The organism is Tessaracoccus oleiagri, from assembly GCF_900103275.1.
In the GTDB taxonomy this organism is placed as follows: domain Bacteria; phylum Actinomycetota; class Actinomycetes; order Propionibacteriales; family Propionibacteriaceae; genus Arachnia; species Arachnia oleiagri.
On the sequence record NZ_FNGP01000004.1, the window covers coordinates 277,899 to 302,223 of the forward strand.

25 protein-coding genes and 1 tRNA gene are annotated in these 24,325 nt (G+C 69.4%); 11 read left to right on the forward strand and 15 right to left on the reverse strand.

The genetic code is table 11. From position 1 onward, the window contains the following. Position 1 precedes the first annotated feature (1 nt). The 4 genes from BLR46_RS11885 to BLR46_RS11900 all read right to left on the reverse strand — a co-directional run bounded on the left by BLR46_RS11885 (position 2) and on the right by BLR46_RS11900 (position 4,595). The gene (locus BLR46_RS11885) at positions 2-820 is read right to left on the reverse strand and encodes an amino acid ABC transporter ATP-binding protein (RefSeq protein WP_093252479.1); all 819 of its coding nucleotides are present in this window, start codon (positions 818-820) and stop codon (positions 2-4) included. Between the two features lie 5 nt (positions 821-825). Beyond that, on the reverse strand, positions 826-1,497 hold the full coding sequence (locus BLR46_RS11890; RefSeq protein WP_093252481.1) for an amino acid ABC transporter permease: 672 nt from the start codon (positions 1,495-1,497) through the stop codon (positions 826-828). A gap of 42 nt (positions 1,498-1,539) precedes the next feature. Beyond that, complete coding sequence (locus BLR46_RS11895) at positions 1,540-2,421, reverse strand: transporter substrate-binding domain-containing protein (RefSeq protein ID WP_093252483.1); 882 nt, start codon at positions 2,419-2,421, stop codon at positions 1,540-1,542. Positions 2,422-2,786: 365 nt separating this feature from the next. Beyond that, positions 2,787-4,595 carry an ABC transporter ATP-binding protein gene (locus tag BLR46_RS11900; protein WP_093252485.1) on the reverse strand — a complete coding sequence of 603 codons (1,809 nt, stop codon included), beginning with the start codon at positions 4,593-4,595 and terminating at the stop codon, positions 2,787-2,789. Positions 4,596-4,677: 82 nt separating this feature from the next. Between BLR46_RS11900 and BLR46_RS11905 the strand changes: the two genes are divergently transcribed. Together BLR46_RS11905 and BLR46_RS11910 are read left to right on the forward strand one after the other, a co-directional pair. Continuing rightward, positions 4,678-5,115 (forward strand): MarR family winged helix-turn-helix transcriptional regulator, encoded by a 438-nt coding sequence (locus BLR46_RS11905; RefSeq protein ID WP_176761764.1) that lies wholly within the window; start codon positions 4,678-4,680, stop codon positions 5,113-5,115. Positions 5,116-5,136: 21 nt separating this feature from the next. Next, positions 5,137-5,730 (forward strand): CueP family metal-binding protein, encoded by a 594-nt coding sequence (locus BLR46_RS11910; RefSeq protein WP_093252491.1) that lies wholly within the window; start codon positions 5,137-5,139, stop codon positions 5,728-5,730. 1 nt (position 5,731) lies between these two features. Here BLR46_RS11910 and BLR46_RS11915 read toward each other — a convergent pair whose 3' ends face one another. Genes BLR46_RS11915 through BLR46_RS11930 form a run of 4 tightly spaced genes read right to left on the reverse strand, consistent with a single transcriptional unit; the run spans position 5,732 to position 9,365 of the window. After that, positions 5,732-6,553, reverse strand: a complete 822-nt coding sequence (locus tag BLR46_RS11915; protein ID WP_143008290.1) for a class F sortase — start codon at positions 6,551-6,553, stop codon at positions 5,732-5,734. A gap of 39 nt (positions 6,554-6,592) precedes the next feature. Continuing rightward, on the reverse strand, positions 6,593-7,561 hold the full coding sequence (gene rsgA, locus BLR46_RS11920) for a ribosome small subunit-dependent GTPase A (RefSeq protein WP_093252714.1): 969 nt from the start codon (positions 7,559-7,561) through the stop codon (positions 6,593-6,595). Continuing rightward, positions 7,558-8,808, reverse strand: coding sequence for a 3-phosphoshikimate 1-carboxyvinyltransferase (aroA, locus tag BLR46_RS11925; protein WP_093252496.1), 1,251 nt, complete (start codon positions 8,806-8,808; stop codon positions 7,558-7,560). Before aroA ends, rsgA begins: the two co-directional genes overlap by 4 nt. Further along, positions 8,805-9,365: a DoxX family protein gene (locus BLR46_RS11930; RefSeq protein ID WP_093252500.1), complete on the reverse strand. Its 561-nt coding sequence runs from the start codon at positions 9,363-9,365 to the stop codon at positions 8,805-8,807. The genes aroA and BLR46_RS11930 overlap by 4 nt, the downstream gene beginning before the upstream one ends. A 30-nt stretch (positions 9,366-9,395) precedes the next feature. Here BLR46_RS11930 and BLR46_RS11935 point away from each other — a divergent pair, with 30 nt between their 5' ends. From BLR46_RS11935 to BLR46_RS11945, 3 genes are all read left to right on the forward strand, one after another. Continuing rightward, complete coding sequence (locus BLR46_RS11935) at positions 9,396-10,082, forward strand: SOS response-associated peptidase (protein WP_093252502.1); 687 nt, start codon at positions 9,396-9,398, stop codon at positions 10,080-10,082. 100 nt (positions 10,083-10,182) lie between these two features. Further along, a complete protein-coding gene (locus BLR46_RS11940) occupies positions 10,183-10,797 on the forward strand; it encodes a sigma-70 family RNA polymerase sigma factor (RefSeq protein WP_093252716.1) in 615 nt (204 codons plus the stop codon). Next, the gene (locus tag BLR46_RS11945; RefSeq protein ID WP_093252504.1) at positions 10,790-11,050 is read left to right on the forward strand and encodes a zf-HC2 domain-containing protein; all 261 of its coding nucleotides are present in this window, start codon (positions 10,790-10,792) and stop codon (positions 11,048-11,050) included. Before BLR46_RS11940 ends, BLR46_RS11945 begins: the two co-directional genes overlap by 8 nt. A gap of 80 nt (positions 11,051-11,130) precedes the next feature. Here the strand turns inward: BLR46_RS11945 and BLR46_RS15615 are convergent, their stop codons facing one another. Next, positions 11,131-11,205, reverse strand: a complete 75-nt coding sequence (locus BLR46_RS15615) for a 50S ribosomal protein bL37 (RefSeq protein ID WP_385901511.1) — start codon at positions 11,203-11,205, stop codon at positions 11,131-11,133. A 53-nt stretch (positions 11,206-11,258) separates the two neighbouring features. On the opposite strand from BLR46_RS15615, the gene BLR46_RS11950 reads away from it, so the two are divergent. Continuing rightward, positions 11,259-12,713: a sensor histidine kinase gene (locus tag BLR46_RS11950; protein ID WP_093252506.1), complete on the forward strand. Its 1,455-nt coding sequence runs from the start codon at positions 11,259-11,261 to the stop codon at positions 12,711-12,713. Here the strand turns inward: BLR46_RS11950 and BLR46_RS11955 are convergent. Further along, positions 12,710-12,961 (reverse strand): WhiB family transcriptional regulator, encoded by a 252-nt coding sequence (locus tag BLR46_RS11955; protein WP_093252508.1) that lies wholly within the window; start codon positions 12,959-12,961, stop codon positions 12,710-12,712. The genes BLR46_RS11950 and BLR46_RS11955 overlap by 4 nt on opposite strands. A 137-nt stretch (positions 12,962-13,098) precedes the next feature. Between BLR46_RS11955 and BLR46_RS11960 the strand changes: the two genes are divergently transcribed. Then, positions 13,099-13,488: a hypothetical protein gene (locus tag BLR46_RS11960; protein WP_093252509.1), complete on the forward strand. Its 390-nt coding sequence runs from the start codon at positions 13,099-13,101 to the stop codon at positions 13,486-13,488. Here the strand turns inward: BLR46_RS11960 and galK are convergent. From galK to BLR46_RS11985, 5 genes are all read right to left on the reverse strand, one after another. Beyond that, positions 13,485-14,633, reverse strand: a complete 1,149-nt coding sequence (gene galK, locus BLR46_RS11965) for a galactokinase (RefSeq protein ID WP_093252511.1) — start codon at positions 14,631-14,633, stop codon at positions 13,485-13,487. The two genes, BLR46_RS11960 and galK, sit on opposite strands and share 4 nt — an antisense overlap. Next, on the reverse strand, positions 14,633-14,809 hold the full coding sequence (locus BLR46_RS15110; protein ID WP_093252512.1) for a DUF6104 family protein: 177 nt from the start codon (positions 14,807-14,809) through the stop codon (positions 14,633-14,635). The genes galK and BLR46_RS15110 overlap by 1 nt, the downstream gene beginning before the upstream one ends. A gap of 1 nt (position 14,810) precedes the next feature. Then, positions 14,811-18,590, reverse strand: coding sequence for a multifunctional oxoglutarate decarboxylase/oxoglutarate dehydrogenase thiamine pyrophosphate-binding subunit/dihydrolipoyllysine-residue succinyltransferase subunit (locus BLR46_RS11975; protein WP_093252514.1), 3,780 nt, complete (start codon positions 18,588-18,590; stop codon positions 14,811-14,813). A gap of 65 nt (positions 18,591-18,655) precedes the next feature. Continuing rightward, complete coding sequence (locus tag BLR46_RS11980; RefSeq protein ID WP_093252516.1) at positions 18,656-19,927, reverse strand: glycosyltransferase family 87 protein; 1,272 nt, start codon at positions 19,925-19,927, stop codon at positions 18,656-18,658. Between the two features lie 23 nt (positions 19,928-19,950). Further along, a tRNA-Arg gene (locus BLR46_RS11985) sits at positions 19,951-20,022 on the reverse strand. A gap of 76 nt (positions 20,023-20,098) precedes the next feature. Here BLR46_RS11985 and BLR46_RS11990 point away from each other — a divergent pair. The 4 genes from BLR46_RS11990 to thrB are packed head-to-tail and all read left to right on the forward strand — an operon-like array spanning position 20,099 to position 24,199. Beyond that, complete coding sequence (locus BLR46_RS11990; RefSeq protein ID WP_093252519.1) at positions 20,099-20,593, forward strand: hypothetical protein; 495 nt, start codon at positions 20,099-20,101, stop codon at positions 20,591-20,593. 26 nt (positions 20,594-20,619) lie between these two features. Then, positions 20,620-22,023: a diaminopimelate decarboxylase gene (gene lysA, locus BLR46_RS11995; RefSeq protein WP_093252521.1), complete on the forward strand. Its 1,404-nt coding sequence runs from the start codon at positions 20,620-20,622 to the stop codon at positions 22,021-22,023. Positions 22,024-22,025: 2 nt separating this feature from the next. Next, positions 22,026-23,321, forward strand: coding sequence for a homoserine dehydrogenase (locus BLR46_RS12000; RefSeq protein ID WP_093252524.1), 1,296 nt, complete (start codon positions 22,026-22,028; stop codon positions 23,319-23,321). After that, positions 23,321-24,199 carry a homoserine kinase gene (thrB, locus tag BLR46_RS12005; RefSeq protein ID WP_093252528.1) on the forward strand — a complete coding sequence of 293 codons (879 nt, stop codon included), beginning with the start codon at positions 23,321-23,323 and terminating at the stop codon, positions 24,197-24,199. Before BLR46_RS12000 ends, thrB begins: the two co-directional genes overlap by 1 nt. The last annotated feature ends 126 nt before the right edge of the window (positions 24,200-24,325 follow it).

Here is a 24,325-nt window from a genome sequence, read left to right on the forward strand (position 1 = left end):
GTCAGCCGGCCACCATCGACTCGAGGTAGAGCTCGTCGAGCTCGCCGATGCCGCGGGGCTTGCGCGGCTCGGCGACCGTCCGGTCGCCCAACTGCCCGAGGAACTGCCTCGTGCGCGCGTGCCGTGGGTTCCCGATCAGGTCGCGCGCGGGGCCCTCCTCGACGACCCTGCCCTCGTCCATGAAGACGACGCGGTCGGCGACCTCGGCCGCGAAGCCCATCTCGTGGGTGACGATGACCATGGTCGTGTCCTGGTCGGCGAGGTCGCGGATCACCGACAGCACCTCGCCGACGAGCTCCGGGTCGAGCGCGGACGTCGGCTCGTCGAACAGGACGGCCTCCGGCTCCACCGCGAGTGCGCGGGCGATGCTGACGCGCTGCGCCTGGCCACCCGACAGCGTCGCGGGGTACTGCCGCACCACCTCGTCGACGATGCCGACGCGCTCGAGCAGTTCCCGTCCCGTGCGCTCTGCCTCGGTCCTGCTCGCCCGACGGCGGAGCGTGATCGAGTCGCTGACGTTCTGCAGCACCGTCCGGTTGCGGAAGAGGTTGTAGCTCTGAAACACCATGGCCGTCTTCGAGCGGAGCCGGGCCGCCTCCCTTCGACCGATCCGCGCGGCGTCGACGCTCGCGTCGCCGATCCTGATCGTGCCGGAGTCCGGAGTCTCGAGCAGGTTCAGGCAGCGGAGCAGGGTGGACTTCCCTGACCCGGAGGGGCCGATGACGGCCACGACCTCTCCCTGCGCGACGCGGAGGTCGATGCCCCGCAGCACGGGTTTGGTGCCGAAATTCTTGTGGATGCCATGGACATCGATTTTCATGTCATTCACCTCTGGTAGGGGAGGCCCAGCCGCTTTTCGAGCCGGGACAGGAGGAATCCGACGATCACGACCACCGCCCAATAGACGAGGCCGACGACGAGGTAGGTCTCGAAATAGCGGAAGTTGTTGGCGGCATACATCTGCGCGCTGGCGAAGAGCTCGGTGATTCCGAGCGTGAACACCACTGAGGTCTCCTTGATAAGCCCGATGAAGATGTTGCCGGTGGCAGGCAGCGCGTTGTAGCTCGCCTGCGGGAGGATGTAGCGCCGGTAGATCTGGAACGGCGTGAGCCCGGTGGACAGCCCCGCCTCGTACTGGCCCCGGTCCACCGAGGCGAGGGCTGCCCGGAAGATCTCGGCCAGGTAGGCCGCCTGCTTGAGGCTCAGTCCGAGGATCGCCGCCGTGACCGCGTCCATCGCCGAGGCCGCCGGGATCACGGTCGGGAGTCCGAAGTAGATGAGGAACAGCTGGACCAGGGTGGGGATCCCGCGGAAGAACGAGATGTAGCCCACGGCGAACTGGTTCAGCACGGGGACGCGGCCGAACCTCAGGAGGGCGAGCAGCAGTCCGATGAGCACGGCGAAGCACATCGACACGACGGCCAGCAGCAGGGTCATCGGCAGGTGCCGCACCAGTTCCGGCAGTGCCTCCCACATGTAGGCCGGGTCGAACCTCATCGGACCGCCACCCTCTCTTCTCGTCGTTCGTCGCGGGTCGGGTCAGTTGGACGGGCTGGCGGACGGCGCGTCACCGTACTGCTCCGGCAGGGTGAGCTCCGTCGGGGTCGGCTCCGCGAAGCGCTCGTCCGCGACCGTGCGGTCGTAGGTGAAGTACTTCTCGGACAGCTCCGCGAGGGTGCCGTCGGCGAGCATCTCCTCCAGCGACGCCGAGATGTCCTCGGCGAGCTCGCGGCCGCGCTCGTTGTCGGCGAACGGGAAGCGGGTCTGCTCGAACGTCAGCAGTTCCCCGATCGGCTTCAGCTCCAGGCCCTGCTTCTCCCGCTGTGCGACCGCGGAACCGTAGGGACGGGCGAGCGCGTCGACGCGCCGGACGAGGGTGTCCTGCAAGGCACTCTGGGCCGTGTCGTAGGGGCGGATGGTCGCGTCGACGCCGCTCTCCTCGATCCAGGCCTCCACCGCCGCGAGGTTCGTCGTGCCGGTGCCGGCGGCGATCGTCCTGCCCTCGAGGTCGGCGAGTGTGGTGACCGTGTCGTCGTCCTCGTGGACCGACAGGCCGACCCCGTCGAAGGCGTAGGCGGTGCTGAACACGTACAGGCCGGCCCGCTCCTCGGTCCACGTCAGGTTCGTGGCCGTGGTGTCGATCTTGCCGGAGTTCACGGCGCCGAGGAGGCCCGGGAAGTCCATCGTGCTGAACTCGACCTCGTACCCGGCTCGCGTGGCGGCCTCCTCGATGACCTCGGTGTCGAAGCCGACGAGCTCGTCGCCCTCCTTGAACGAATGCGGGTAGCTGACCCCGGTGCCCGCGACCTTGAGGACCGGCTTCTCCTCCGCGCTGCGTTCGGCGGCCGGGGCGTTTCCGCTGCAGCCCGCGGTGAGGGCGAGACCGGTGGCGGCGAGGAGCGAGACGAGTGATTTCTTCATTGGTGTTTGATCCTTGTTTCGGGTACGCGAAAGCGAAAGTGGATTTGTTGGAAAATGGCGCACGAAACCCCGTCGGGTGTTTCGGTGGAATGGGCCGTCGACGCGGTGGAACTGCGAATTCAGACGGAAGTGTGGCAGGTTCCCGGAATGGGGAGAGCCTGGCGGCGTTCGGGATCGACGTATCCCGCGCCGCGGAAGGTCATCGGGTCAGCGACAACACATGGAAGAACAGATGTAACCCATGTCGAGGTGACGATTGCGCACCAGGTAGCTGTTCATGTGTACAAGCTAATACATGCATTCCAGCAAATACAAAATCGGCCCACCATTCGGACAAATGGTGGACCGACGAGCGGGGGCGCGGGTCAGGCGGCGGATCGTACGCCCTCGCCGACCGTCACGAGGCGCGCGTACGTGCCACCGTCGGCGAGGAGGGAAGCGTGCGTGCCCCGTTCCACGAGTCGGCCCTCGTCCAGTACGAGGATCTGGTCCGCGTCCTGGATGGTGGAGAGCCGGTGCGCGATGACCAGCCTCGTCCGTCCCGCGGCGCCCACGGCTCGCTGCACCGCCCGCTCGGTCTCGTTGTCGAGGGCGCTGGTGGCCTCGTCGAGCACGAGCACGTCGGGGTCGGCCAACAGGGTGCGGGCCAGGGTGAGTCTCTGCTGCTCGCCGCCGGAGAAGCGGTGCCCGCGTGCTCCGACGACGGTGTCCAGCCCCTCCGGCAGGGCGGCGATCAATCGGTCCACGTTGGCCCACTCGAGGGCTCTCCACAACTCCTCGTCGTTCGCACCGGGCTTCGCCAGGCGGAGGTTCTCCCGGACCGTGGTGTGCGCCAGGTACGTCTCCTGCGAGACGATGCCGACCCGCCTCGCGCGCTCGCGGGCGGAGATCTGCGTGAGCGGCACGCCGCCGAGGAGCACGGCGCCCTCGTCGGGGTCCATGAGCCTGGCCAGCAGGGAGGCGAGCGTGGACTTGCCCGATCCGGTGTGGCCGACGATCGCCACCGTGTGGCCCTCCGGTACGACGAGGTCGATTCCACTGAGCGCGTCCCTGTCGTTGCCGGGGTAGCGGTAGGTCACGCCACGGAACTCGACGCGGGCCCCGCGGATCTCGTCGTCGCGGGGCCGGGCGGGTTCGGGCACCTCGGGCTCGAGGTCCAGGTACTCGAAGATGCGGGAGAACAGGGCCATCGAGGCGACCCACTGGGCGCCGACGTTGAGCAGCCCCGTGATGGGGCGGAAGATCTGCGACTGGAGGGTGGTGAACGCGATCAGGGTGCCGATCGTCATGCCGCCCGACGTGGCGGGCAACCCGCCGACGAGGTAGACGAGGGCCGGGATGATGGCGAAGACCACCTGCATGGTCGCCATCCGCCAGCGGCCCGCGAGCTGGGACTCGAGTTCGAGTTCGATCAGTTGGTGCGAGACCGTGGAGAACTCCTGGTGCGCCCGCTCCTGGGCGCCGAGCGTTTTGGAGAGCCGCACGCCAGAGACGGACAACGTCTCTTGAACGGTGTGCTGCATGTCGGCCAGCGCACGCTGCTGCTTGTCGGTCACCGCGCGACGGGTGAGCGCGACCTTGCGCGTGAGCCAGACGGCCGGCGGCAGGACGAGCAGCGACAGCAGGGACAGCACCGGGCTGAGGGCCAGCATGGCGGCGACGATCGCCACTGACATGGTGAGGTTCGACGCGATCGAGGTGGCGGTAGTCGTCACGACGGACTGCATGCCCGCGATGTCGTTGGTGAGTCGTGACTGGACCTCGCCACTGCGGTGGGTGGTGAAGAAGCGCATCGACTGGCGCTGGAGGTTCCCGAACACGTCGATCCGGAGCCGGTGCATGATCTGCTGCCCGACGCGGGCGCTCATCCAGGTCTGGACGACGCCCACCGCCTGCGTCACGATCGCCACCGCCACCATCGCGAGGACGAGTTGGACGAGCAGCGGCACGTCCTGGCTCGGGATGGCGTCGTCGACGGTGCGCCGGACAAGGAAGGGCTGGACCACGGTCAGCCCGGCGGTCAGCACGATCAACCCGACGACGGCGCCGATCGCGCCGACGTGCGGGCGGAACAGCCGCAGGACGCGCACGGCGTCGACGGGGGAGGACCGGAGTTGCGCGACGTCCTCGGGTCGCTTGCGGAGCGCGCCGCGCTCCGGGTGGTCGTAGGCCATGGGCATCCCTTCGTCGATGAGGGTGAATATGAGGTTACTTCACTATGATGATAACTCACGGACGGCTGATAGCATTCCCGGCATGGGAACGACTGCCGTGGAACTGGGCGAGCTCATGCTGCATGTGGTCCGGGAGTTGCGCCGCGGCGCCCGGGGCATGGGCATGCCCCCGCACCACCTGCGAGCACTGCGCCACATCGCCGACGGCCCGATCCGGCCCGCGCGGTTGGCGGAGACCCTTGGGATCACGCCGCGGGCCGTCACCGACGTGGTCGACGCGCTCGTCGAATCGGGACTGGTCGGTGTCGCGGCGGATCCCGACGACCGCCGGGCGAAGGTGCTGACCGTGACCGACTCCGGCTCCCACCAGTTGGAGGAGGCCAAGGCCCGCCGGGACGCCACCGCCGAGGAGTTGTTCGGGGGCCTCGACGAGGAGGAGCGGCGGTCACTCGCCGCGCTGCTGCGCAAGGTGGTCGACGGACACGCGGCCGATCCGCCCCCGGGCGACGCACCGAGGTGACGCTTTGCTACCGTCTGGGGCATGAAGTTGCCGAAGAAACCGGTGTTGCTGACCGCCGCAGCCGTACTCGCACTCCTCACGGTCACGGGGTGTTCCCCCGACGCGCCCGCCGACGGGGCGACCGCGGCCCAGGAGGTCGACGTCCTCGCGAAGCTCGGCCTCGACGGCGTGACCGGGCGGGCCCTCGTGGATGAACTCGAGGCGACGCCGCTCGAGGATCGCCGCGATGAATTCATCGCCTCGGTCCGCGCGGACCACGTGGTGGTCACCGACCTCGAGACGGAGCGGGAGACGACCGTCCCGCTGCCGGAGGACGAGTTCTACCTCTCGATCGCCCCGTACGTGAGCCGGACGCACCCTTGCGGCTTCCACAGCCTGACGACCTGCGTCGGCGAGCTCCGCTCGGCCGAGCTCGACGTGACTATCGTCGACGACGCGGGGGCCACGGTCTTCGAGGGCGCGGTCACCACCCAGGACAACGGGTTCGCGGGCCTGTGGCTCCCACGCGACATCACCGGGCGGATCACCGTCGAGTACGACGGTCGCTCGGCCACGGGCCCGGTCTCGACAGGCGCCGACGCGGAGACGTGCGAGACGGACCTCGAACTGGCCTGACTCAGACCTGCTCGAACTGGAACATCACCCGGGAGTCCCAGTCGCCGGTGCGGCCGTTGAAGTCCCAACAGATGACGATGACCAGGGAAGGTGCCCCGTTCGGGTCGACCATCAGCCGAGAGGACGGGTCGTAGTCGCGCACCCAGATCTTGGGTGCCTCCGTGAACCGGTAGCAGGCCACCTGGCCGCCGCTGCCGTGGAGCTTGATGATGTCGCCGGGCCGCAGCGCGGATCTCCCGCCCCGGTACAGCTCGTTGCCCAGCGCCGGGCGCAGGCTCGGACGGTACGTGTGGATGGTCATCACGGCCTTGCCCTTCCCCGCCCCCGGCCTCGGCCCGTCGCTCCACCAACCGGCGGACCGGCGGTCGTTCTTCGGCGGGGACGGTACCTGGCCGCTGCCGGTGGTGGGCATGGCGATGACGCGTTCGTGCACGCCGAGCCGCTCGATCGTGTAGCGGGTCGGCACGAAGGACGACGCGGGGGTGGCGCACTGCTGCCCGGCGACACCGGTGCCGGCCGCCGGCTGCGTGGTAGCGGGCGTCGCCGAAGGGGAAGGGGGAGGGCTGTACCTGCCCACCGGCGTCGGCAACGGTGCCGGCGACGCCGACGGGGTCGGGGAGGCGACGGTGACCGGGCCGGTCCGCGAGGGAGTCGGATCCGTGGTGGGAGATGGCGATGACGTGACCGAACCGGTGGACACCGGCAGGGGCTCGGCGGCGTCCGGTGTCCCGCGGGGCCACCACGCGACCGCGCCCACGACGGCGACCAACGCCATCGCCAGGACGGCGATCAGTCTTCTGGGCCCCACCCGCGCCTCGGACACGTTCCGACGGTACCCGAGCGGGTGGTCCGCCAACAAGGGTCAGGAGAAGGCGCGCTCCATGCGACGGAAGCTGCCGAGGCGCTCCGGCGAGAGGCGGCCGGCCTCGACCGCCGCGTCCAGCGCGCACTCCGGCTCGGCCGATCCGTGGGTGCAGCCGCGGGGGCAGTCGTCCACGAAGGCGGTCAGGTCGGGGAAGGCCCCGACGATCGAACTCGGCTCGACGTGGCTGATGCCGAAGGAGCGGACCCCGGGGGTGTCGATGATCCAGCCGCCCGTCGGGAGTTCCATGGCGATGGCGGAAGTGGAGGTGTGGCGGCCCTTGCCGGTGAGCTCGCTCACCTCGGCGGTCACCCGGTTGGCGCCGGGGACGAGGCGGTTGACGAGGGTGGACTTGCCCACACCTGAGTGACCGACGAGCACTGTCACCTCGTCCTCGAGCAGGTGCCGGATCGGGTCGAGGTCGGCCTCGGGGTCCGTCACGACGATGGGGATGCCCAACGGCTCGTACGCCTCCCTCAGCTCGTCGGGGGATGCCAGGTCGGCTTTCGTGAGGCACAGGATCGGCTGGATCCGGGCATCGTAGGCGGCGACGAGGATCCGGTCGATCATCCCCACGCGGGGCGTGGGGTCGGCCAGCGCGGTGACGATCATGAGCTGCGAGGCGTTCGCGACGATCGGCCGCTCGAACGTGTCCGCGTCGTCGGCGGAGCGGCGCAGCATCGTCGACCTCGGTTCGACCTGTACGATGCGCGCCATCGTGCCCTCCTCGCCGGAGACGTCCCCGTCGAGCCGGACGTTGTCCCCGACGATGACGCCCTTCCTCGGGATGAGGCGGCCCCGGACAGCGGTGACGATCCGGTCCTCGAGCATGCACCGATAACGGCCGCGGTCGATCGCGACGACGCGCGCCACGGGGGCGTCCGCGTAGTTGGGCCGGTCCTTGGTCCTGGGCCGGGTGCGGCGGCGGGGGCGGTCGAAGCCCTCGTGGTCGTCGCGGTAGATGCTCACGCCAGCGCCGACCACAGGTCGGGGAAGTCGGGCATGGTCTTGGACACGCACTCCATGTCCGTGACCGACGAGCCCGCCGCCACGAGGCCCAGCAGGGCGGCGAAGTGCACCATGCGGTGGTCGGCATAGGTCTCGAACACGCTCGGGGACGGCGTGCCGCCCGTGATCCGTAGTCCGTCCGGCCGTTCCTCGACGGCGATGCCGGCCCTCGTCAGCTCCGTCGCGAGGGCCGCGATCCGGTCCGTCTCGTGCCCTCGGATGTGTCCGACGCCGCGGATGGTGGTCCCACCCTCCGCGACCGCCGCAAGGGCGGCCACCACCGGGGTGAGTTCCGAGGCCGCGTGGAGGTCGACGTCGATGCCACGGAGCGCTTCGCCGCGGCCCAGGGTGACCACACCGTCGGCCGTCTCCACCTCGCAGCCCATCCGACGAGCCACGTCGAGGAAGAGCGCCCCTGGCTGCGTGGTCGTCGCGGGCCAGCCGGGGACGGAGACCCGGCCCCCCGCCACCGCCGCGGCCGCCAGGAAGACCGACGCGTTGGTGAGGTCGGGCTCCACCTGGCTGTCCAGCGCCCGCACCGGGCCTTCGTCGACCCGCCAGGTGCGCTCGTCGAGCTCCCGGGCGCGCACCCCCCGGTCCGCGAGCATGGTCGTGGTCATCGCGATGTGCGGCCGCGACGGCAGGGTGTCACCTGCGTGCCGCACGGTGAGGCCCCCGGGAAGGCGTGCCCCCACCAGGAGGAGGCCCGACACGAATTGGCTGCTCGCGGAGGAGTCGATGGTGACGTCGCCACCGCGCAACTGCTCCGGGGGCGTCACCGTGAACGGGAGCCGGTCGGCGTCCACGCCGGCGCCGAGCTGGCGGAGCCCGTCGAGGAGCCCGGCCATGGGTCGCTCGCTGGCGTGTGGGTCCCCGACGAACCGGACGGGTCCGTCCGCGAGGAGTGCGAGCGGCGGGACGAACCGCATCACCGTGCCGGCGAGACCGCAGTCGATGGTGGCTCCACCGGTGACGGGTCCGGGAGTGACAATGAGCCGTCCGCCACCCAGGTCGTCGACCCCGACGCCGAGCGCGCGGAGCGCGTCGATCATGAGTGCGGAGTCGCGTGACGCGAGCGCGCCCGAGATGTGGCTGGGTCCATCGCCCAGGGCCGCCATGACGAGGGCACGGTTGGTTTCAGACTTCGATCCGGGCACGACGACCCGACCATGCACCCCTTCGGGGGCATGGGGGAGGGAGACGATCAACGACCGATCTCCTTGGCCAGCTTGCTGGCGCGGCGCTTGGCGCGCTTGGTCATCTTGCCGGCGCGCTCGCCGAGCTCGTGGGCCTGCCGGGCGGCCAGCTTCGACTTCTGCTCTGCGCGCCAGCCGAGGCTGGGGCGTCCCTGCAGGTCGCGGGAGGCCAGCAGCGCGCCGCCCAGGAGCGCCACGTGCTTGAGGGCCTCCTTCTGCGCGGCCTTGCGCTCGTCGGCCGGGGCGTCCTTCGAGGGCCACGCCATCGCGATGTCCATGACCGTCGCCTTCGCCAGGAGGAAGGCACCCAGCCGGCGGCCGATGCCGAGGGCGAACATCGCGCCCCCGACGACCTTGACGATCCCGCTCAGGCGGACCCAGGTCTCGGCGGACTCGGGGATGCTCGACGAGTAGGAGGCGGGCGCGATGCGCTGGACCAGCGGAACCGCCTTCTTGGTGAATGCCTCGGCCTCCGGCGCAGTCTCCGAAGGCTTCGTGGCGGCCTTGATGCCGTCGACGATGTAGTAGCTGGCGAACATGGATCGTGCAGCGAAACGCAGAAGACTCATGTGCCGAGACTACCCGGCTAAGGTGACAACGTGTGCGGAAGATATGCAGCCTCTGCCAATCCCGATGAGCTCGTCGAGGAGTTCGACATCGAGTTCGTCGGCGACGTCGAGCAGGTCGCCGCACCGCGCTACAACATCGCGCCCACGGACCCGGTGGCCACCGTCTTCGTCGACGAACGGGACGGGCGGTTGCGCCGGGAGCTGGGGACCAGCGCGTGGGGGTTGATCCCGCCCTGGCGCAGCGAGAAGCCGATGCGGCTCATCAACGCCCGCGTCGAGACCGTCAACGAGAAACCCTCCTTCCGTGGTGCGGTGAGGGCGAGGCGGTGCATCCTGCCGGCGCTCGGCTACTACGAGTGGCGTTCGGAGCCGCACGGCCGGCGGACGGTCAAACAGCCCTACTTCATGAGGGCCCGGAAGGGCTCGCTCGCGATGGCCGGGATCTTCGAGTTCCACCGCACGGACCAGGGCTGGATCCGCACCACGTCCATCCTCACCACCGAGGCCACCGACGAGTACGGCTGGGTCCACGACCGGATGCCGATGACGGTGCCCCCCGACGCCGTCGCGGACTGGCTCGACCCCGGCATGACCGACGGGTACCGCGCGGTCTCGCTGCTCGCCCAGCCGGACCTGACACGCCCGCACAAGGTCTCGCGGGCGGTCAGCACCGTGGGCAACGACGGGCCGGAACTGATCGAGCCGCTGGCGGAATAGATCGACGCCGAGAGGCGTTAGGGAGGGCATGATCGCCCCCACGGCCCTCTCGCCGGACCTTCGCCTGGCCCGGGTCGTCGGCGCGCTATTGTTCGGGGTGATGAACGCGAAGGCTGATCTGGAGACGTCGGTGCCCGCCGACGACGTGGACGCGTTCGAAACCGAGGCCCTCGCCCTGGTCGATCGGCTCTACGGCGCCGCGCTCGGCATGACGCGGAAGCCCGCCGACGCCGAGGACCTCGTCCAGGAGACGTACGCCAAGGCCTTCGCCGCGCAGGACTCGTTCCAGCCGGGCACGAACCTCAAGGCTTGGCTCTACCGGATCCTCACCAACACCTACATCTCGCACTACCGCAAGGCCCAGCGTTCGCCGAGGATCAGCAGCGACGAGAAGGTCGAGGACTGGCAGCTGGCCAGCGCCGCGTCGCACGACTCGCGCGGCCTCCGGTCGGCCGAGATGGAGGCGCTCGAGTCGATGCCGGACAGCGTCGTCGCCGACGCCATCGCCGAACTCAGCGAGAACTACCGCGTCGCCGTCCTCCTGAGCGACGTCGAAGGCTTCTCCTACAAGGAGATCGCCGAGATCATGGACACGCCCATCGGGACGGTCATGAGCCGGCTGAACCGCGGCCGCGCACAGCTCCGCGAGTCGCTCGCCGAGTACGCCGCCGAGCGGGGCATCGGCCGCAGCCGGAGGGAGGCCGACGGTGAGTGAGGCGGCCCACGGGCACGACGAGATGGACGAGTGCGTCGCCGCGCTCACGCAGGTGCACGCCTTCCTGCACGGCGAGATGCCCGACGCGGACGCCGACGCGATCCGTCACCACCTGCACGCCTGCGAGCGATGTATGGAGAACTTCGAGATCGAAGCCACCATCAACGAGATGATCAAGCGCGCCCACCGCGCGGTGCACCCGCCCGAGACGCTGGTGTCCCGGGTCATGAGCCTCAGGATCAAGCGCACCTGAGTTCCAGGGATGAAGAAAAGCCCCCGGCTTCCGGGGGCTTTCGTGTCGGCGCTGCGGCCGGCTGCGGCCGACCGCGGACCTCAGCTGTTGGGGCGCTTGCCGTGGTTCGCCTTGTTCTTGCGACGAGCGCGGCGCTTGCGTCCAGTCTTGCCCATATCTACTCCTTGGCTTTGAGGGTGCAACGCCCCATTGTGGCACAGTTGGCCCCATGAAAGATGCCCACAGCCTGTCGGACGAGCAATGGCTGGAAGCGTTCGAAGGGCAGTGGCACTTCCTCGCGGACCTCAGTTTCTCGGATCTGGTGCTCTGGCTCCCCACCGACGAGACGGCGGAGACCTTCGAGTGCAAGGCCCAGATCCGTCCGGTGACCGGCCCGACGGCGCTGGAGGACGACGTCGTCGGCGAACGGATCGGCCACGAGGCGGACCATCCCGTCGTCGTCGCCTGGATGTCCCACGAGATCGCCGAGACGAGCGACAACGCACTCTCGGCCGGGATACCGGTCGACGTGTGGGCCATCCCGGTGCTGCGCAACGAGCGCCCGATCGCCGTGGTCGAGCGGCACACCAACCAGATGGGGGTGCGGGCCACCGGCGCGCTGGAGGAGAACTTCCTGGAGATCGCGGACATCCTCACCCAGATGCTGCAGCGCGGCGAGTTCCCGCTGATGCAGCCGACCGACAAGGCGCTGGCCCCCAAGGTGGCCGACGGGGTGCTGCGCGTGCTGCCCAACGGCGTGATCTCCTACGCGAGCCCCAACGCGGTCACCGGCTTCCGCCGCCTCGGCGCGCTCGGGGACATCGAGGGGGAGAACTTCCGGGACCTCACGCGCTCGCTGCGGCAGGGCGTGGAGTCCGTCGGCCAGACGGTGGGCAAGGACCTCGACGGGACGCTGAGCCTCGAGTTCGAGATAGAGCAGCGCAACGCGTCGATGCGGTTCCTCCTCCTGCCCCTGTGGCTCGAGCGCAGCTCCGCCGGCATGCTGGTGCTGTGCAGGGACACCACGGACCTGCGGCGACGTGACCGCATGCTGGTGACCAAGGACGCCACCATCCGCGAGATCCACCACCGCGTGAAGAACAACCTGCAGACGGTCGCGGCACTGCTGCGGATGCAGTCGCGGCGGCTCGAGTCCGCCGACGGCAAGGAGGCGCTCCGCGACGCCATGCGTCGGGTGAGCTCGATCGCCGTGGTGCACGAGACGTTGAGCCAGTCGCTCACGGAGGACGTGGCCTTCGACCAGATCTGCGACAAGATCCTCGACATGGTGGGCGACCTCGCCGCTGCCTCCGGCACGGTCGTCGCGCGGCGCGTCGGGAGCTTCGGGGTCATTCCCGCGGACGCGGCGACCTCCCTGTCCATGGTGGTCACCGAACTTTGCCAGAACGCCATTGAACACGGCCTGCAGAGCTCCTCCGGGCACGTCACCGTGATCCCGGAGCGCACCGACGACCACCTGACGATACGGATCGTCGACGACGGGGTGGGCCTGGCGGACGACTTCGTCCTCGGCGCCCAGACGAGCCTCGGGCTCTCGATCATCACCACGCTCGTGGGGGACATGGCCGGGTCGTTCGACCTCAGGCCGTGCGACGAGGGGCCCGGCACGGAGGCAGTGATCGAGCTGCCGCTCGACCAGTTGCGGAAGAAGGCGGCGGGCTAGCTGTTGCGCAGGCGGGAACGCGCGTTGCGCCGCTTGATGGCGCGGCGCTCGTCCTCGCTCATGCCGCCCCAGACGCCGTGGTCCTGCCCGGCCTCGAGGGCCCAGGCCAGACATTGGTCGATCACTTCGCAGCGCTGGCAGATCTTCTTGGCCTCCTCGATCTGCGCGAGTGCGGGACCGGTGTTACCCACAGGAAAGAAGAGCTCAGGATCCTCCGTCAGGCACGCAGCCTTATGACGCCAATCCATTCGATTGCACTTCCTTTCGTGGGGGGTTCGCGTAGAAGTCGAGCTACTGAAACATACTCTCTCAGTGCGGTTTCAACAAGGGGACGAACCGGATCGACCAGGTTGCTGACCCGTTGCCACTACGCCATGCTTGCTCCATGACGTCGACGCCGCAACGACTCTTCCAGCCGGTGAGCCTCGGTCTCGCGACCACTCTAACCGGGCTCATGGGTCTCGCGGCGGTAGTCGCGGGATTCGCCGCCATCGCGTCGCAGTTCAGCCGCTTCGGCCTGGGGGTGGGGGTCATGCTCATCGTCTACGGGGCGATGATGCTCGCCGTCACCTGGGCCGCCTACCGGCGCTTCGCATGGGCCTGGGGCCTGCTGGTGGCCACCGCGCTCCTGAACGCCTTCACCGTCGGCAGCTTCCTCGAGACCCAGGACGCCGCGCAGCGCTACGGCATGGCCGCGCTGCTGGTGGTCACCGTTGTCGCCGGCGTCGCGGCCATCCTGCCCGCCACCAGACTCGCGATGGACCGCGGCCGCTAGGCGAGCCGACCGGCGCCCGCCGACGGGGACGCGACGAACCAGCGCGGCTCGGCGTGGCCGCGGATCGCGAACGCCTCCGCTATGCGCCGACCCATCGGATCACCCGCCCCGGACGGCGCCAGGGCGATGATGCAGCCACCGAACCCGCCTCCGGTCATGCGTGCGCCGAGGGCGCCCTCCTCACGGGCCACGTCCACGGCGAGGTCCACCGTCGGCACCGTGATCTCGTAGTCGTCGCGCATCGACGCGTGCGACGCGTCCAGCAGGGGGCCCAAACGCTCCAGGTCCCCGTCCCGGGCCACTGCGACCGCCTCGAGGACCCGCTGGTTCTCGGTCACGACGTGCCGGACCCGCTTCCGCAGCAGCGGGTCGTCGAGCTGCTGGAGCGCCGCCGCGGGGTCGGTCACGTCCCTGAGCGCGGGGACACCCAGCAGGCGGGCCGCCTCCTCACAGGCGGCGCGGCGCGCGCCGTACTCCCCGTCGACGTGGCTGTGCGGTGTCCGGGTGTCCAGCACGAGGATCTCGAGCCCGTGGTCGGCGAGGGGGAGCGGCACGTCGCGGGTCTCCAGCGTGCGGCAGTCCATGAAGAGCCCATGGCCCTCCTTGCACAGGGTGCTCGCCGCCTGGTCGAGGATTCCGGTGGGTGCGCCGACGTAGGCGTTCTCCGCCACCTGGGCCAGCTTGGCCCTGTCCAGCGCCGCCACGTCCAGGCCGTAGAGGTCGACGAGCGCGGCCATCGCCGCACACTCGATGGCGGCGGAGCTGGACAGGCCGGCGCCCAGGGGTACGTCGGAACTGAGCACCATGGTCGCGCCCCCGACTTCGTGCCCGGCCCGCGAGAGGGCCCAGTGCACGCCGGCGAGGTAGGCCGACCACCCCGCGTCGCCGCCGGGGCGGAGTCCGTCGAGCGCGAGGTCGACGTCGCCGTAGACCTCCAGCGAGCGCAGCACCAACCGCCCGTCGTCGCGCCGGGCCGCGGCGACCACCGCGCGCTGCTCGATCGCGAAGGGGAGGACGAAGCCCTCGTTGTAGTCGGTGTGCTCGCCGATCAGGTTGACCCGGCCGGGGCCGAACCACAAGCCCTCGGGGTCCTGACCGGCGAACCGCCGGAACTCCTCAGCCAGCAGTGATGGCTCAGGGGCCATCAGTCCTCCTCGTCGTCGAGACGGGCGAGCCAGGACGCGAGGCGCTCGACCGGGGTCTCGAACTCCGGGTTCAGGTCCACGAAGGTGCGGAACTGCTCGGCGAGCCACTCGAAGGAGACCTCCTCCTCCCCGCGACGGTCGACCAGTTCCTCAAGACCCCGATCGGTGAAATACACGTCAGTCCTCCAGCGCGGCCTTCATCAGTTCGTCCTCCTCCGCCAGGTGGCGCTTCACCGAGCCGACGGAGGGCGCGGACGACCACGGGCGGGAGACGAGCTTCATGTCCAGTTGGTACCCGGGCAGGTGCTCCTTGACGGCGCCCGGGAGGTGCATGGCCATGAACGGCCAGGCGCCCTGGTTCTCGGGCTCGTCCTGCACGAACCGGACGTCGGAGACGTGGCGGTAGCGCTCCAGGATCTCGGCGAGCTCCTCCGCGGGCAGCGGGTAGAGCCGCTCGAGGGCGACGATCGCGACCTTGCCCTGCAACCCCAGCTTCTCGCGGCGCGACACCAGTTCCCAGCGGATCTTGCCGGAGCACAGGATAAGCCGCTCCACCTTCGACGCGTCCTCGATCGTCGGGTCGTCGAGGGCGGGGCGCCACTGGCCGGAGGTGAACTCGTCGGGCGACGACATGGCCATCTTGTTGCGCAGCATGGACTTCGGCGTGGCGATGACCACAGGGCGGTGCCAGTTGACGTAGGCGTGCTGGCGCAGCAGGTGGAAGTAGCTCGCCGGGGTGGACGGCTGGCAGACGGCCAGCGCGCCCTCCGCGCACAGCTGGAGCCAGCGCTCGATCCGGGCCGAGCTGTGGTCCGGGCCCTGGCCCTCGTAGCCGTGGGGCAGGAGGAGCACGACGCCGGACTTCTGGGTCCACTTCGCGTCGCCGGAGGCGACGAACTCGTCGGAGATGATCTGTGCGCCGTTGGCGAAGTCACCGAACTGCGCCTCCCACATGACCAACGCGTCGGGACGCGCCACCGAGTAGCCGTACTCGAATCCGAGGGCGGCGTACTCGCTGAGCAGCGAGTCGTAGACGTCGAAGGTCCCCTGGTCGTCCGTGAGGTGCTTGAGCGGCACCCACGCCTCGTTGTTCACGCGGTCGACGATCGCGGCGAACCGCTGCGAGAAGGTGCCGCGTCGCGAGTCCTGCCCCGCCAGCCGCACGGGCCGCTGCTCCATGAGGAGCGAGCCGATGGCCAGCATCTCGGCGGTGGCCCAGTCGATCGGCCCCTCGAGCATCGCCTTCGCACGACGTTCCAGCTGGGGACGCACCTTGGGGTGCACCGTGAACCCCTCGGGGAACTCGGAGTAGACCTCGGCGATCCGCTGGATGGCCTCGGGGCTGATCTCGGTCAGCCGGTCGGTCGGCTTGGTGGGGTAGTAGGGCACCTTGCGGTAGTCGTCGTCGATGGCGTCCTTGTTCTCGCGCATCTCGCGGAACACGCCCTCGAGGCGCTCCCGGAAGCGGTTCATGACGTCCTCGGCGTCGGCGACGGAGATGTCGCCGCGGCCGATCAGCGACTCCGCGTAGAGACGGCGCGTGGACCGCTTCTGCTCGATGAGGTCGTACATCTTGGGCTGGGTGAAGCTCGGGTCGTCGCCCTCGTTGTGGCCGCGGCGGCGGTAGCAGACGAGGTCGATGACGACGTCCTTGTTGAACTTCTGGCGGTACTCGAAGGCGATCCTCGCGGCCCGGACGCACGCGTCGGGGTCGTCGCCGTTCACGTGCAGCACCGGGGCAGAGATGGCCTTCGCGACGTCGGTGGAGTAGGTCGACGAACGGCTCTCGACGGGGGCGGTGGTGAAGCCCACCTGGTTGTTGACCACGACGTGGATGGTGCCGCCGACCTTGTAGCCGCGCAGCTGGCTCATCTGCAGGGTCTCGAACACCACACCCTGGCCCGCGAACGACGCGTCGCCGTGCAGCAGCAGCGGGAGGATCGGGTAGTCGTCGGTGCCGAGGACGTCCTGCTTGGCCCGGGCGATGCCCATGACCACCGGGTTCACGGCCTCGAGGTGCGACGGGTTGGCGGCCACTGAAGCGCGGATCGTCCGGCCATTGCTCGCGACGAAGGTGCCCTCGTTGCCGAGGTGGTACTTCACGTCGCCGGTGCCGCTCGTGTCGGTGGTGCCGTCGAACTCGCGGAAGATCTGGCCGTACTTCTTGCCGACGATGTTCGCGAGCACGTTCAGCCGTCCGCGGTGCGGCATGCCGATGATGACTTCCTCGAGGGAGTCGTTGGCGGCGTTCTGGGCGATCTCGTCGAGGAGCACGATGAGCGACTCCGCACCCTCCAGCGAGAAGCGCTTCTGGCCCACGAACTTGGTCTGGAGGAACGTCTCGAAGACCTCGGCCTCGTTGAGCTTGTCGAGGGCGTGCATGTGCTCCTCGTGCGTCAGCGGGCTGTGCGGGCGCTCCATCCGCTCCTGGAACCAGGCGCGCTGCGAGCCGTCGCCGATGTGCATGTACTCCACCGACAGGGTGCGGCAGTAGGAGTTCTGCAGGGTGGCGAGGATCTGGCGCAGCGTCAGGTAGCGACGGGGCTCCCCGCCGAAGGTGCCGACCGCGAACTCGCGGTCGAGGTCCCAGATCGAGAGGCCGTGGGTCTCGAGGCGGAGGTCCTCGTTCGAGCGGGCGCGGTACTCCAGCGGGTCCACGTCGGCGACGGAGTGGCCGAAGGTCCGGTAGGCGTTGATGAGCTCGAGAACCCGGGCGTGCTTCGACACCTGGTTGTCGCGGTGCGCGGAGACGTCTGGTGACCAGCGCAGCGGCTCGTAGGGGATCCGGAGGGCTTCGAAGATCTCGTCGTAGAAGTTGTTCTCGCCGAGCAGCAGGCCGTGGATGACCTTGAGGAACTCGCCCGACTCGGCGCCCTGGATGACCCGGTGGTCGTAGGTGGAGGTCAGGGTGGTCATCTTCGAGACGCCGAGCTCGGTGAGCTTCGTCTGCGACATCCCCTGGAACTCCGCGGGGTAGTCGATGTTCCCGACCCCGAGGATCATGCCCTGGCCGTTCATCAGCCGCGGCACGGAGTGGTTGGTGCCGATGCCGCCGGGGTTGGTGATCGAGGCGGTGGTCTTCGCGAAGTCGTCGACGGTCAGCTCGTTGTTGCGCGCCTTGGAGACGATCTTCTCGTAGGCGGACCAGAACTGGGCGAAGTTCAGCGACTCGCAGCCCTTGATGTTCGGGACGAGGAGCTGGCGTTGGCCGTTCTTCTTGACGTCGATCGCGATGCCCAGGTTGATCATGGGGTTCTCGACCAGGTTCGGCTTGCCGTCGACGACCTCGTACGCGTTGTTCATCGACGGGAGCGCCTTGAGCGCCTGCACCATCGCGTAGGCGATGAGGTGCGTGAAGGAGACCTTGCCGCCCTTCGAGGTGCGGAGGAAGTCGTTGATGTTGGTGCGCTGGTCGATGACGAGTTTCATCGGGACGGAGCGGACCGACGTGGCGGTCGGGACCGTCAGCGACGCGTCCATGTTCTTGGCCGTGCGCATCGGGGCGCCGCGAAGGACCGTGTACTTCGGCTCGTTCGCCGAGGGTTCGGGGCGCACCGACGGGTTCGGTGCATTGGCCGAGAGGCCGGCGCCCGACCCGGGCTGGGCGGGCGACTCGCTGGAGACCTTGACGCTCTCGGTCTTCGGCACGTTGCTCGCGGGCTTCTGCTCCGCTGCCGGGACCTTCTGGGGCTCGGCCTGCTTGGGGGATGCCTTGGTGGCCGGCTTCGGCTGCGGTACCGTCTCTTCCTCGGATCTCACCGCGGGGCGCTCGGCGGCCTTGGGCGTCGGCTTCTCGACTGGCTTCGCGCCCTCGGTGGCGCCGCCCCCGCTCTCCTTGGCGAAGTAGGTCCGCCAGGACTCGTCGACGGACTGTGGGTCCTCCTGATAAGCCTCCCGCATCTCGTCGATCAACCAAGCATTGGCGCCGAAATCATCGCTGGAATCAACTGTAGACATCTGTGCGTGTGGCTCTGCCACATCCCCTTCGTGAGTGGTTCTCCGCAGACTCCTGCGGCTGCTGTTCAGAGCTTAGCCAATTCTGAAACCGGATGCTGGGGGCGCTCCGATCGGTAGACGGGGCGGGCACCCGTCCGCGTGGACAGGGCGGCGAGGACGCTGACGTAGCCGGTGAGGACGAGGAGGAGGAGGTTGCGCAGCACGAGCACCGACGTCTCGGGCCCGGAACCGAGCGGGATCGCCATGATCCCGTAGGCGCCCCAGGGATAGGTGTACTGCGTCAGTAGCCCCACGACGATGAGGGACCAGGCGATCACCCCTACGTGCCGCCTGAGCCACGCCGAGTCGGCGTGCAGGAACAGTGCGGCGACCGGCCCGCCCAGCCACAGCACGTACTGGGGCGAGAGGGTCTTGTTGGCGACGATGGTCGCGAGGACGATGGCGAGGATGGCGAGCAGGATCGAGCTGGTGCCGGCCCGGCGCCGGATGAGCAGCGCCGTCAGCCCCAGCGTGAGGAGGATCGACAGCACCGTGAGCACGGACGAGACGGCCAACATGGCGTCCACCCCGGGACCATAGATCTCGAGCGCGTTGAACTGGGAGAGCTTGATGTCCCACGACGGGGTGTCGGTGTAGGTGCGCAGCCACATCAGCGGCGTGGCCGGGATCGACTCGATCTGCAGGCCGCGGTCGCCCTGCCAGGTCAGGGGATCGGTGTTGCGTCGCCAACCCTCCAGCGCGAGCGAGATCGCGGCCAGGCCCAGTCCGGCGGCGAGGAAGCCGAGGAGGCGGTCGAGCGCTGGGCGTCGCCGGGGATCCGGCGCGAGCATCGGTGCGATGAGCAGGGCCGGCCAGAACTTGATGGCCGCGCCCACTCCCACCATGGCGCCGGCCACGCGCGGCCTGCCGGCGAGCCACAGGCAGGCCCAGGCGACGAGCGCGGCGGGGAGCAGGTCGAAGCGGAACCACACGATCGCCCCGTTGGCGCCGGTGAACAGGATCCAGAACAGGGACGCCCGCCAGTTGTCCTTGCGGTACAGGGTCATGGCGACCACGGCGTCGAGCGCGAGGAAGAAGCCGGCGTAGAGGCCGAACCACGTCTGCCAGCCGCCGCCGAGGCGGTAGAGCGCGTGCAGGACCCAGACGGCGGGTGGCGGGTACTCGCGCATGACGTCGTCGGCGCCGGCCTCGAGCTGGTAGAGGTGGTAGCCGTAGTAGGAGACGTCGTTGGCGACGAAGGTGACGTCCGGCCGCAGCCAGAGCACGTAGGTGAGGGCCCGCGAAGCCAGGAAGAGGGCTGCGAGCGCGACCGGCACCATGTACTTGATTCGCGTCACAGCCACTCCAACCGGGTCAACTGCGCCCCCGCGAGGATTCGAACCTCGGCTCCCGCCTCCGGAGGGCGGTGCTCTATCCCCTGAGCTACGGGGGCTGGCGGTTGTGCAACAACCGAACCCGGGAAACACTAGCAAACATTTCACCCCGGTGGATTCGGCTACCTTGGGCGGGTGCGGAAAGTCCTCGTCCTGGTGTCGGTCCTTCTGCTCGCCGCGTGCGTGTCCCGCCCCGACCCGGAGCCGGCGGTGATGCGCGAGTCGGCGCCGCCGTGGGACGCCCCCCGTGATGCGGTGTCGTACATCGACGCCGCGGGGCTGGACCGCCGGCCGCTGGGGGAGGACACCGACCCTTGGGTCCTCGACCTCTCCGTGGAGGTCGCCGGCCGGCCGGTGCCGGTGCCCGCGAAGATCGGGGTCGACGGGGTGCGAGCGGTCCAGGCGGTCGTCCACACCCACGACGCGGACGGCGTCGTCTGGCTGGAGGGGGAGGGCAACGACGTCGCGACCCTCGGTCACTTCTTCACGCTCTGGGGGGTGCGCTTCGACGGCGACTGCCTCGCCTCGCACTGTTCGGGCCTGCAGGTCCTGGCGGACGGGGAGCCCGTCGACGACCCCGTGAACCTCCGCCTGCGTGGCCACCAGACGGTCGACGTGAGCGTCGGTTAGGCAACTTCTGGCAGGCTTGAGCCACTATGACCCATACGCACATCGCCGGCTCGATCCACGCCGACTACTCAGGCCTGCAGCCGCAGTGGCTGCAGTGGCCCGACGACCTGAACGCGCTGGAGGAGAAGCTCTGGCCCACCGGGACGCACCGAGACGAGCAGGGACGGATCGTCGTGGGCGGTGCCAGGCTCACCGATCTCGCCGCTGAGCACGGCACGCCGGCGTACTTCATCGACGAGGCCGACTTCCGCGCGCGCTGCGCCGACTTCCGTGAGGCGTTCCCGGGCTGGAAGATCTACTACGCGGGCAAATCCTTGCTCACCAGGACCATCGCCCGCTGGGTGGCGGAGGAGGGGCTGAGCCTCGACGTCACCACCATGGGCGAGATGCGCATCGCGCTCGCGGGCGGCATGCCCGCGGAGCGGCTCGGCTTCCACGGCAACAACAAGTCGGCGGAGGAGATCGAGTTCGCGCTCGAGCAGGGGGTGGGGAGGATCATCGTCGACTCCTTCCACGAGATCGAGCGGATCGAGGCGGCGTGCGAGGCCGGGGGACACCGGGCGAAGGTGATGGTCCGCGTCACCACCGGCGTCGAGGCGCACACCCACGAGTACATCGCCACGGCGCACGAGGACCAGAAGTTCGGCCTCTCGATCACCGGCGGCCAGGCGCTCGCCGGGCTGGTGCGCTGCCACCACTCGCCCTACATGGACCTCGAGGGCATCCACAGCCACATCGGGTCCCAGATCTTCGAGACGATGGGCTTCGAGGTGGCCATCCGCCGCACGCTCAAGCTGGCCCACCAGTTCAAGACCGCGACCGGCGTCGAGCTCCCCGAACTCGACCTGGGCGGCGGGTTCGGCATCGCCTACACCGAGGCGGACACCCCCAAGCCGACGACGGAGCTCGCCGCGGCGTTCGAGGAGATGATCGACCACGAGTGCCGCGCCTTCGGGCTGCGCCGCCCGTCCCTGTCGATCGAGCCCGGCCGGGCGATCAGCGGGCCCGCGGGTGTCGCCATCTACACCGTCGGGACCGTCAAGGCGGTGGAGTTGGAGGGCGGCCGGACCCGCACGTACATCTCCGTCGACGGCGGGATGAGCGACAACATCCGGCCCGCCCTCTACGCCGCGGAGTACTCCGCGGCGCTGGCCAACCGGACCTCCGACGCCGAACCGGTGCTGTGCCGCGTCGTCGGGAAGCACTGCGAGGGCGGCGACATCCTGATCCGCTCGGTGTTCCTGCCCGCCGACGTCGCCGTCGGTGACCTCATCGCCGTGCCGGGGTCGGGCGCCTATGCCCGCTCGATGGCCAGCAACTACAACCAGGTCCCGAGGCCCCCGGTGATCGGCGTCCGCGAGGGCCGGAGCAGCGTGCTCCTGCGGCGCGAGACCCTGGACGACCTCATGCGACTCGATGTTGGAGAGTGACCATGTCTGATTCCCTCAAGGTGGGCCTGCTGGGCGCGGGCGTCGTCGGCAGCCAGGTGGCCCGCATCCTGGCCGAGCAGTCGGGAGAGCTGGAGGCTCGCGTCGGGCGGCGTCTGGAACTCGTCGGCGTCGGGGTCCGCGACCTCACCAAGGAGCGCCCGGGGATCGACCCGGCGCTGCTGACGGACGACCTCGAGTCCGTGGTGGACCGCTCCTCGGTCGTCATCGAGGTGATGGGCGGCATGGAGCCGGCCGGAGCGCTCGTCCGCCGCGCGTTGTCGCGCGGTTCCTCGGTTGTCACCGCCAACAAGGCCCTCCTCGCCGAGCACCTTGCCGAGTTCTCGATCCTCGCCGACGACAACAACGCCGACCTCTACTTCGAGGCTGCGGTCGCGGGCGCGATCCCGATCGTGAGGCCGCTGCGCGAGTCGCTCGTCGGCGACGAGGTGAACAGCGTCATGGGCATCGTCAACGGCACCACGAACTACATCCTCGACAAGATGGTCACCTCGGGGCTGGAGTTCGACGAGGCCCTCCGCCAGGCCCAGGGCCTGGGCTACGCGGAGGCCGACCCCACCGCCGACGTCGGCGGCCACGACGCCGCCGCCAAGGCCGCGATCCTGGCCGGGCTGGCCTTCCACAGCGACGTCAAGGGCAGCCAGGTGTACTGCGAGGGCATCACCGAGATCACCAAGCAGGACATCCAGTCCGCCAAGGCGATGAACTGCACGGTGAAGCTGCTCGCGGTGGCTCGGACCAACGGCGACCAGGTGGCAGTGAAGGTCCACCCCGCGATGGTGCCCTTCACCCACCCGCTGGCGAGCGTGTCCGGCGCCTACAACGCGGTCTTCGTGACCTCCAGGGAAGCCGGCGAGCTCATGTTCCTCGGTCCCGGCGCCGGTGGCGCGCCGACCGCTTCTGCGGTGATGGGCGACGTGGTCACCGTCGCGCGGCACATCGTCCGCGGCGGCCGCACCACGTCGTCGTCCAGCTACCGGCAGCGACAGGTCTCCGACATCGGGGACACCCGGACGCGCTACTTCATCTCCCTCGAGGTGGAGGACCGCCCGGGCATCCTCGCGAAGTGCGCCGCGGTCTTCGCCTCGCACAACGTCTCGGTGCAGACCGTGCAGCAGTCCTACCTGGAGGGCCTGGAGCGCCGCGACGGCTTCTCCGCACGTCTCGGTTTCATGACCCACGAGGCCGTCGAGTCCGACCTCGCTGCGGTGGTCTCCGAGCTGAAGGCCGCCGACTTCGTCGGGCCCAACGTGCGCTTCATGCGCATCGAAGGCTCCTGATGCGGCTGCGGGTTCGGGTCCCGGCCACGACGGCCAACGTGGGATCCGGCTTCGACTGCATCGGCATCGCGATCGACTGGTACGACGAACTCGAACTCGAGGTCCGGGGCAGCGGCGTCGAACTGGAGGTCACGGGGGAGGGCGCGGGACAGGTGCCGCTGGACGAGTCCCACCTCGTCGTCGCCAGCATCCGCCGCGGGCTGGAGGAGTGGGGCGAAGGGCGGCTGCCCGGGCTCGTGCTCCGTAGCCACAACACGATCCCGCACTCGCGCGGACTGGGCTCGTCCGCCTCCGCGATCGTCGCCGGCCTCGCCTTCGCATGGGGCATCGCCCGTGGCGGCGACCCCGACCGAACGGAACTCGGCCGACTGGCCAGCCTATTGGAGGGCCACGCCGACAACGCCGCCGCCGCGGTCTTCGGTGGCGCGACCCTCGGCTGGATCCAGGACGGCCAGGTCGCGATCCACGAACTGCCCGTCGCGCCGGACCTGCGTGTCCGGGTCTGGATCCCGGAGTTCGAGGTGCCGACCAAGGGCGCCCGGGCCGTGCTGCCGGAGCGGATCTCACGGACGGACGCGGTGGCGCAGGCCGCTGCGGCCGCAACGCTCGTGCTGGGACTCGGGTCCCGCCCCGAGCTGCTGCTCCGGGGGACCACCGACCGCCTGCACCAGCCGTTCCGCGCCGAGCTCATGCCCACGAGCCACGCGCTCATGCTGGGGCTTCGCGACGCTGGGGTCCCTGCCGCGATCTCTGGCGCCGGTCCCACGGTGTTCGCCATCGGCACCCCGGAACAGCTCCGCTCGGGGGACTCGGTGGCGCACGACGGATTCGTCGTTCGCGACCTGGCTCTCGGGCACGGAGTGGAACTGCGCCGCTGACGTTCCGTGTCCCGCTTGGGCAGCAGGGCGGGCGGGTGCTAGGCTGTTGCGAGGTTCCCGTGGGAATTGCGTGTGCGTGAGGGCCAAACCCACCTTGAAAAACGCAACCGGGGACCGACAGATCAT

What these genes read in the sequence shown, in the direction of transcription:
- BLR46_RS11885 (WP_093252479.1), bottom strand. Translation starts at nt 820, where the DNA reads ATGAAAATCGATGTCCATGGCATCCACAAGAATTTCGGCACCAAACCC.
- BLR46_RS11890 (WP_093252481.1), bottom strand. Translation starts at nt 1,497, where the DNA reads ATGAGGTTCGACCCGGCCTACATGTGGGAGGCACTGCCGGAACTGGTG.
- BLR46_RS11895 (WP_093252483.1), bottom strand. Translation starts at nt 2,421, where the DNA reads ATGAAGAAATCACTCGTCTCGCTCCTCGCCGCCACCGGTCTCGCCCTC.
- BLR46_RS11900 (WP_093252485.1), bottom strand. Translation starts at nt 4,595, where the DNA reads ATGGCCTACGACCACCCGGAGCGCGGCGCGCTCCGCAAGCGACCCGAG.
- BLR46_RS11905 (WP_176761764.1), top strand. Translation starts at nt 4,678, where the DNA reads ATGGGAACGACTGCCGTGGAACTGGGCGAGCTCATGCTGCATGTGGTC.
- BLR46_RS11910 (WP_093252491.1), top strand. Translation starts at nt 5,137, where the DNA reads ATGAAGTTGCCGAAGAAACCGGTGTTGCTGACCGCCGCAGCCGTACTC.
- BLR46_RS11930 (WP_093252500.1), bottom strand. Translation starts at nt 9,365, where the DNA reads ATGAGTCTTCTGCGTTTCGCTGCACGATCCATGTTCGCCAGCTACTAC.
- BLR46_RS11940 (WP_093252716.1), top strand. Translation starts at nt 10,183, where the DNA reads ATGAACGCGAAGGCTGATCTGGAGACGTCGGTGCCCGCCGACGACGTG.
- BLR46_RS11950 (WP_093252506.1), top strand. Translation starts at nt 11,259, where the DNA reads ATGAAAGATGCCCACAGCCTGTCGGACGAGCAATGGCTGGAAGCGTTC.
- BLR46_RS11955 (WP_093252508.1), bottom strand. Translation starts at nt 12,961, where the DNA reads ATGGATTGGCGTCATAAGGCTGCGTGCCTGACGGAGGATCCTGAGCTC.
- BLR46_RS11960 (WP_093252509.1), top strand. Translation starts at nt 13,099, where the DNA reads ATGACGTCGACGCCGCAACGACTCTTCCAGCCGGTGAGCCTCGGTCTC.
- galK (WP_093252511.1), bottom strand. Translation starts at nt 14,633, where the DNA reads ATGGCCCCTGAGCCATCACTGCTGGCTGAGGAGTTCCGGCGGTTCGCC.
- BLR46_RS11975 (WP_093252514.1), bottom strand. Translation starts at nt 18,590, where the DNA reads ATGTCTACAGTTGATTCCAGCGATGATTTCGGCGCCAATGCTTGGTTG.
- lysA (WP_093252521.1), top strand. Translation starts at nt 20,620, where the DNA reads ATGACCCATACGCACATCGCCGGCTCGATCCACGCCGACTACTCAGGC.
- BLR46_RS12000 (WP_093252524.1), top strand. Translation starts at nt 22,026, where the DNA reads ATGTCTGATTCCCTCAAGGTGGGCCTGCTGGGCGCGGGCGTCGTCGGC.
- thrB (WP_093252528.1), top strand. Translation starts at nt 23,321, where the DNA reads ATGCGGCTGCGGGTTCGGGTCCCGGCCACGACGGCCAACGTGGGATCC.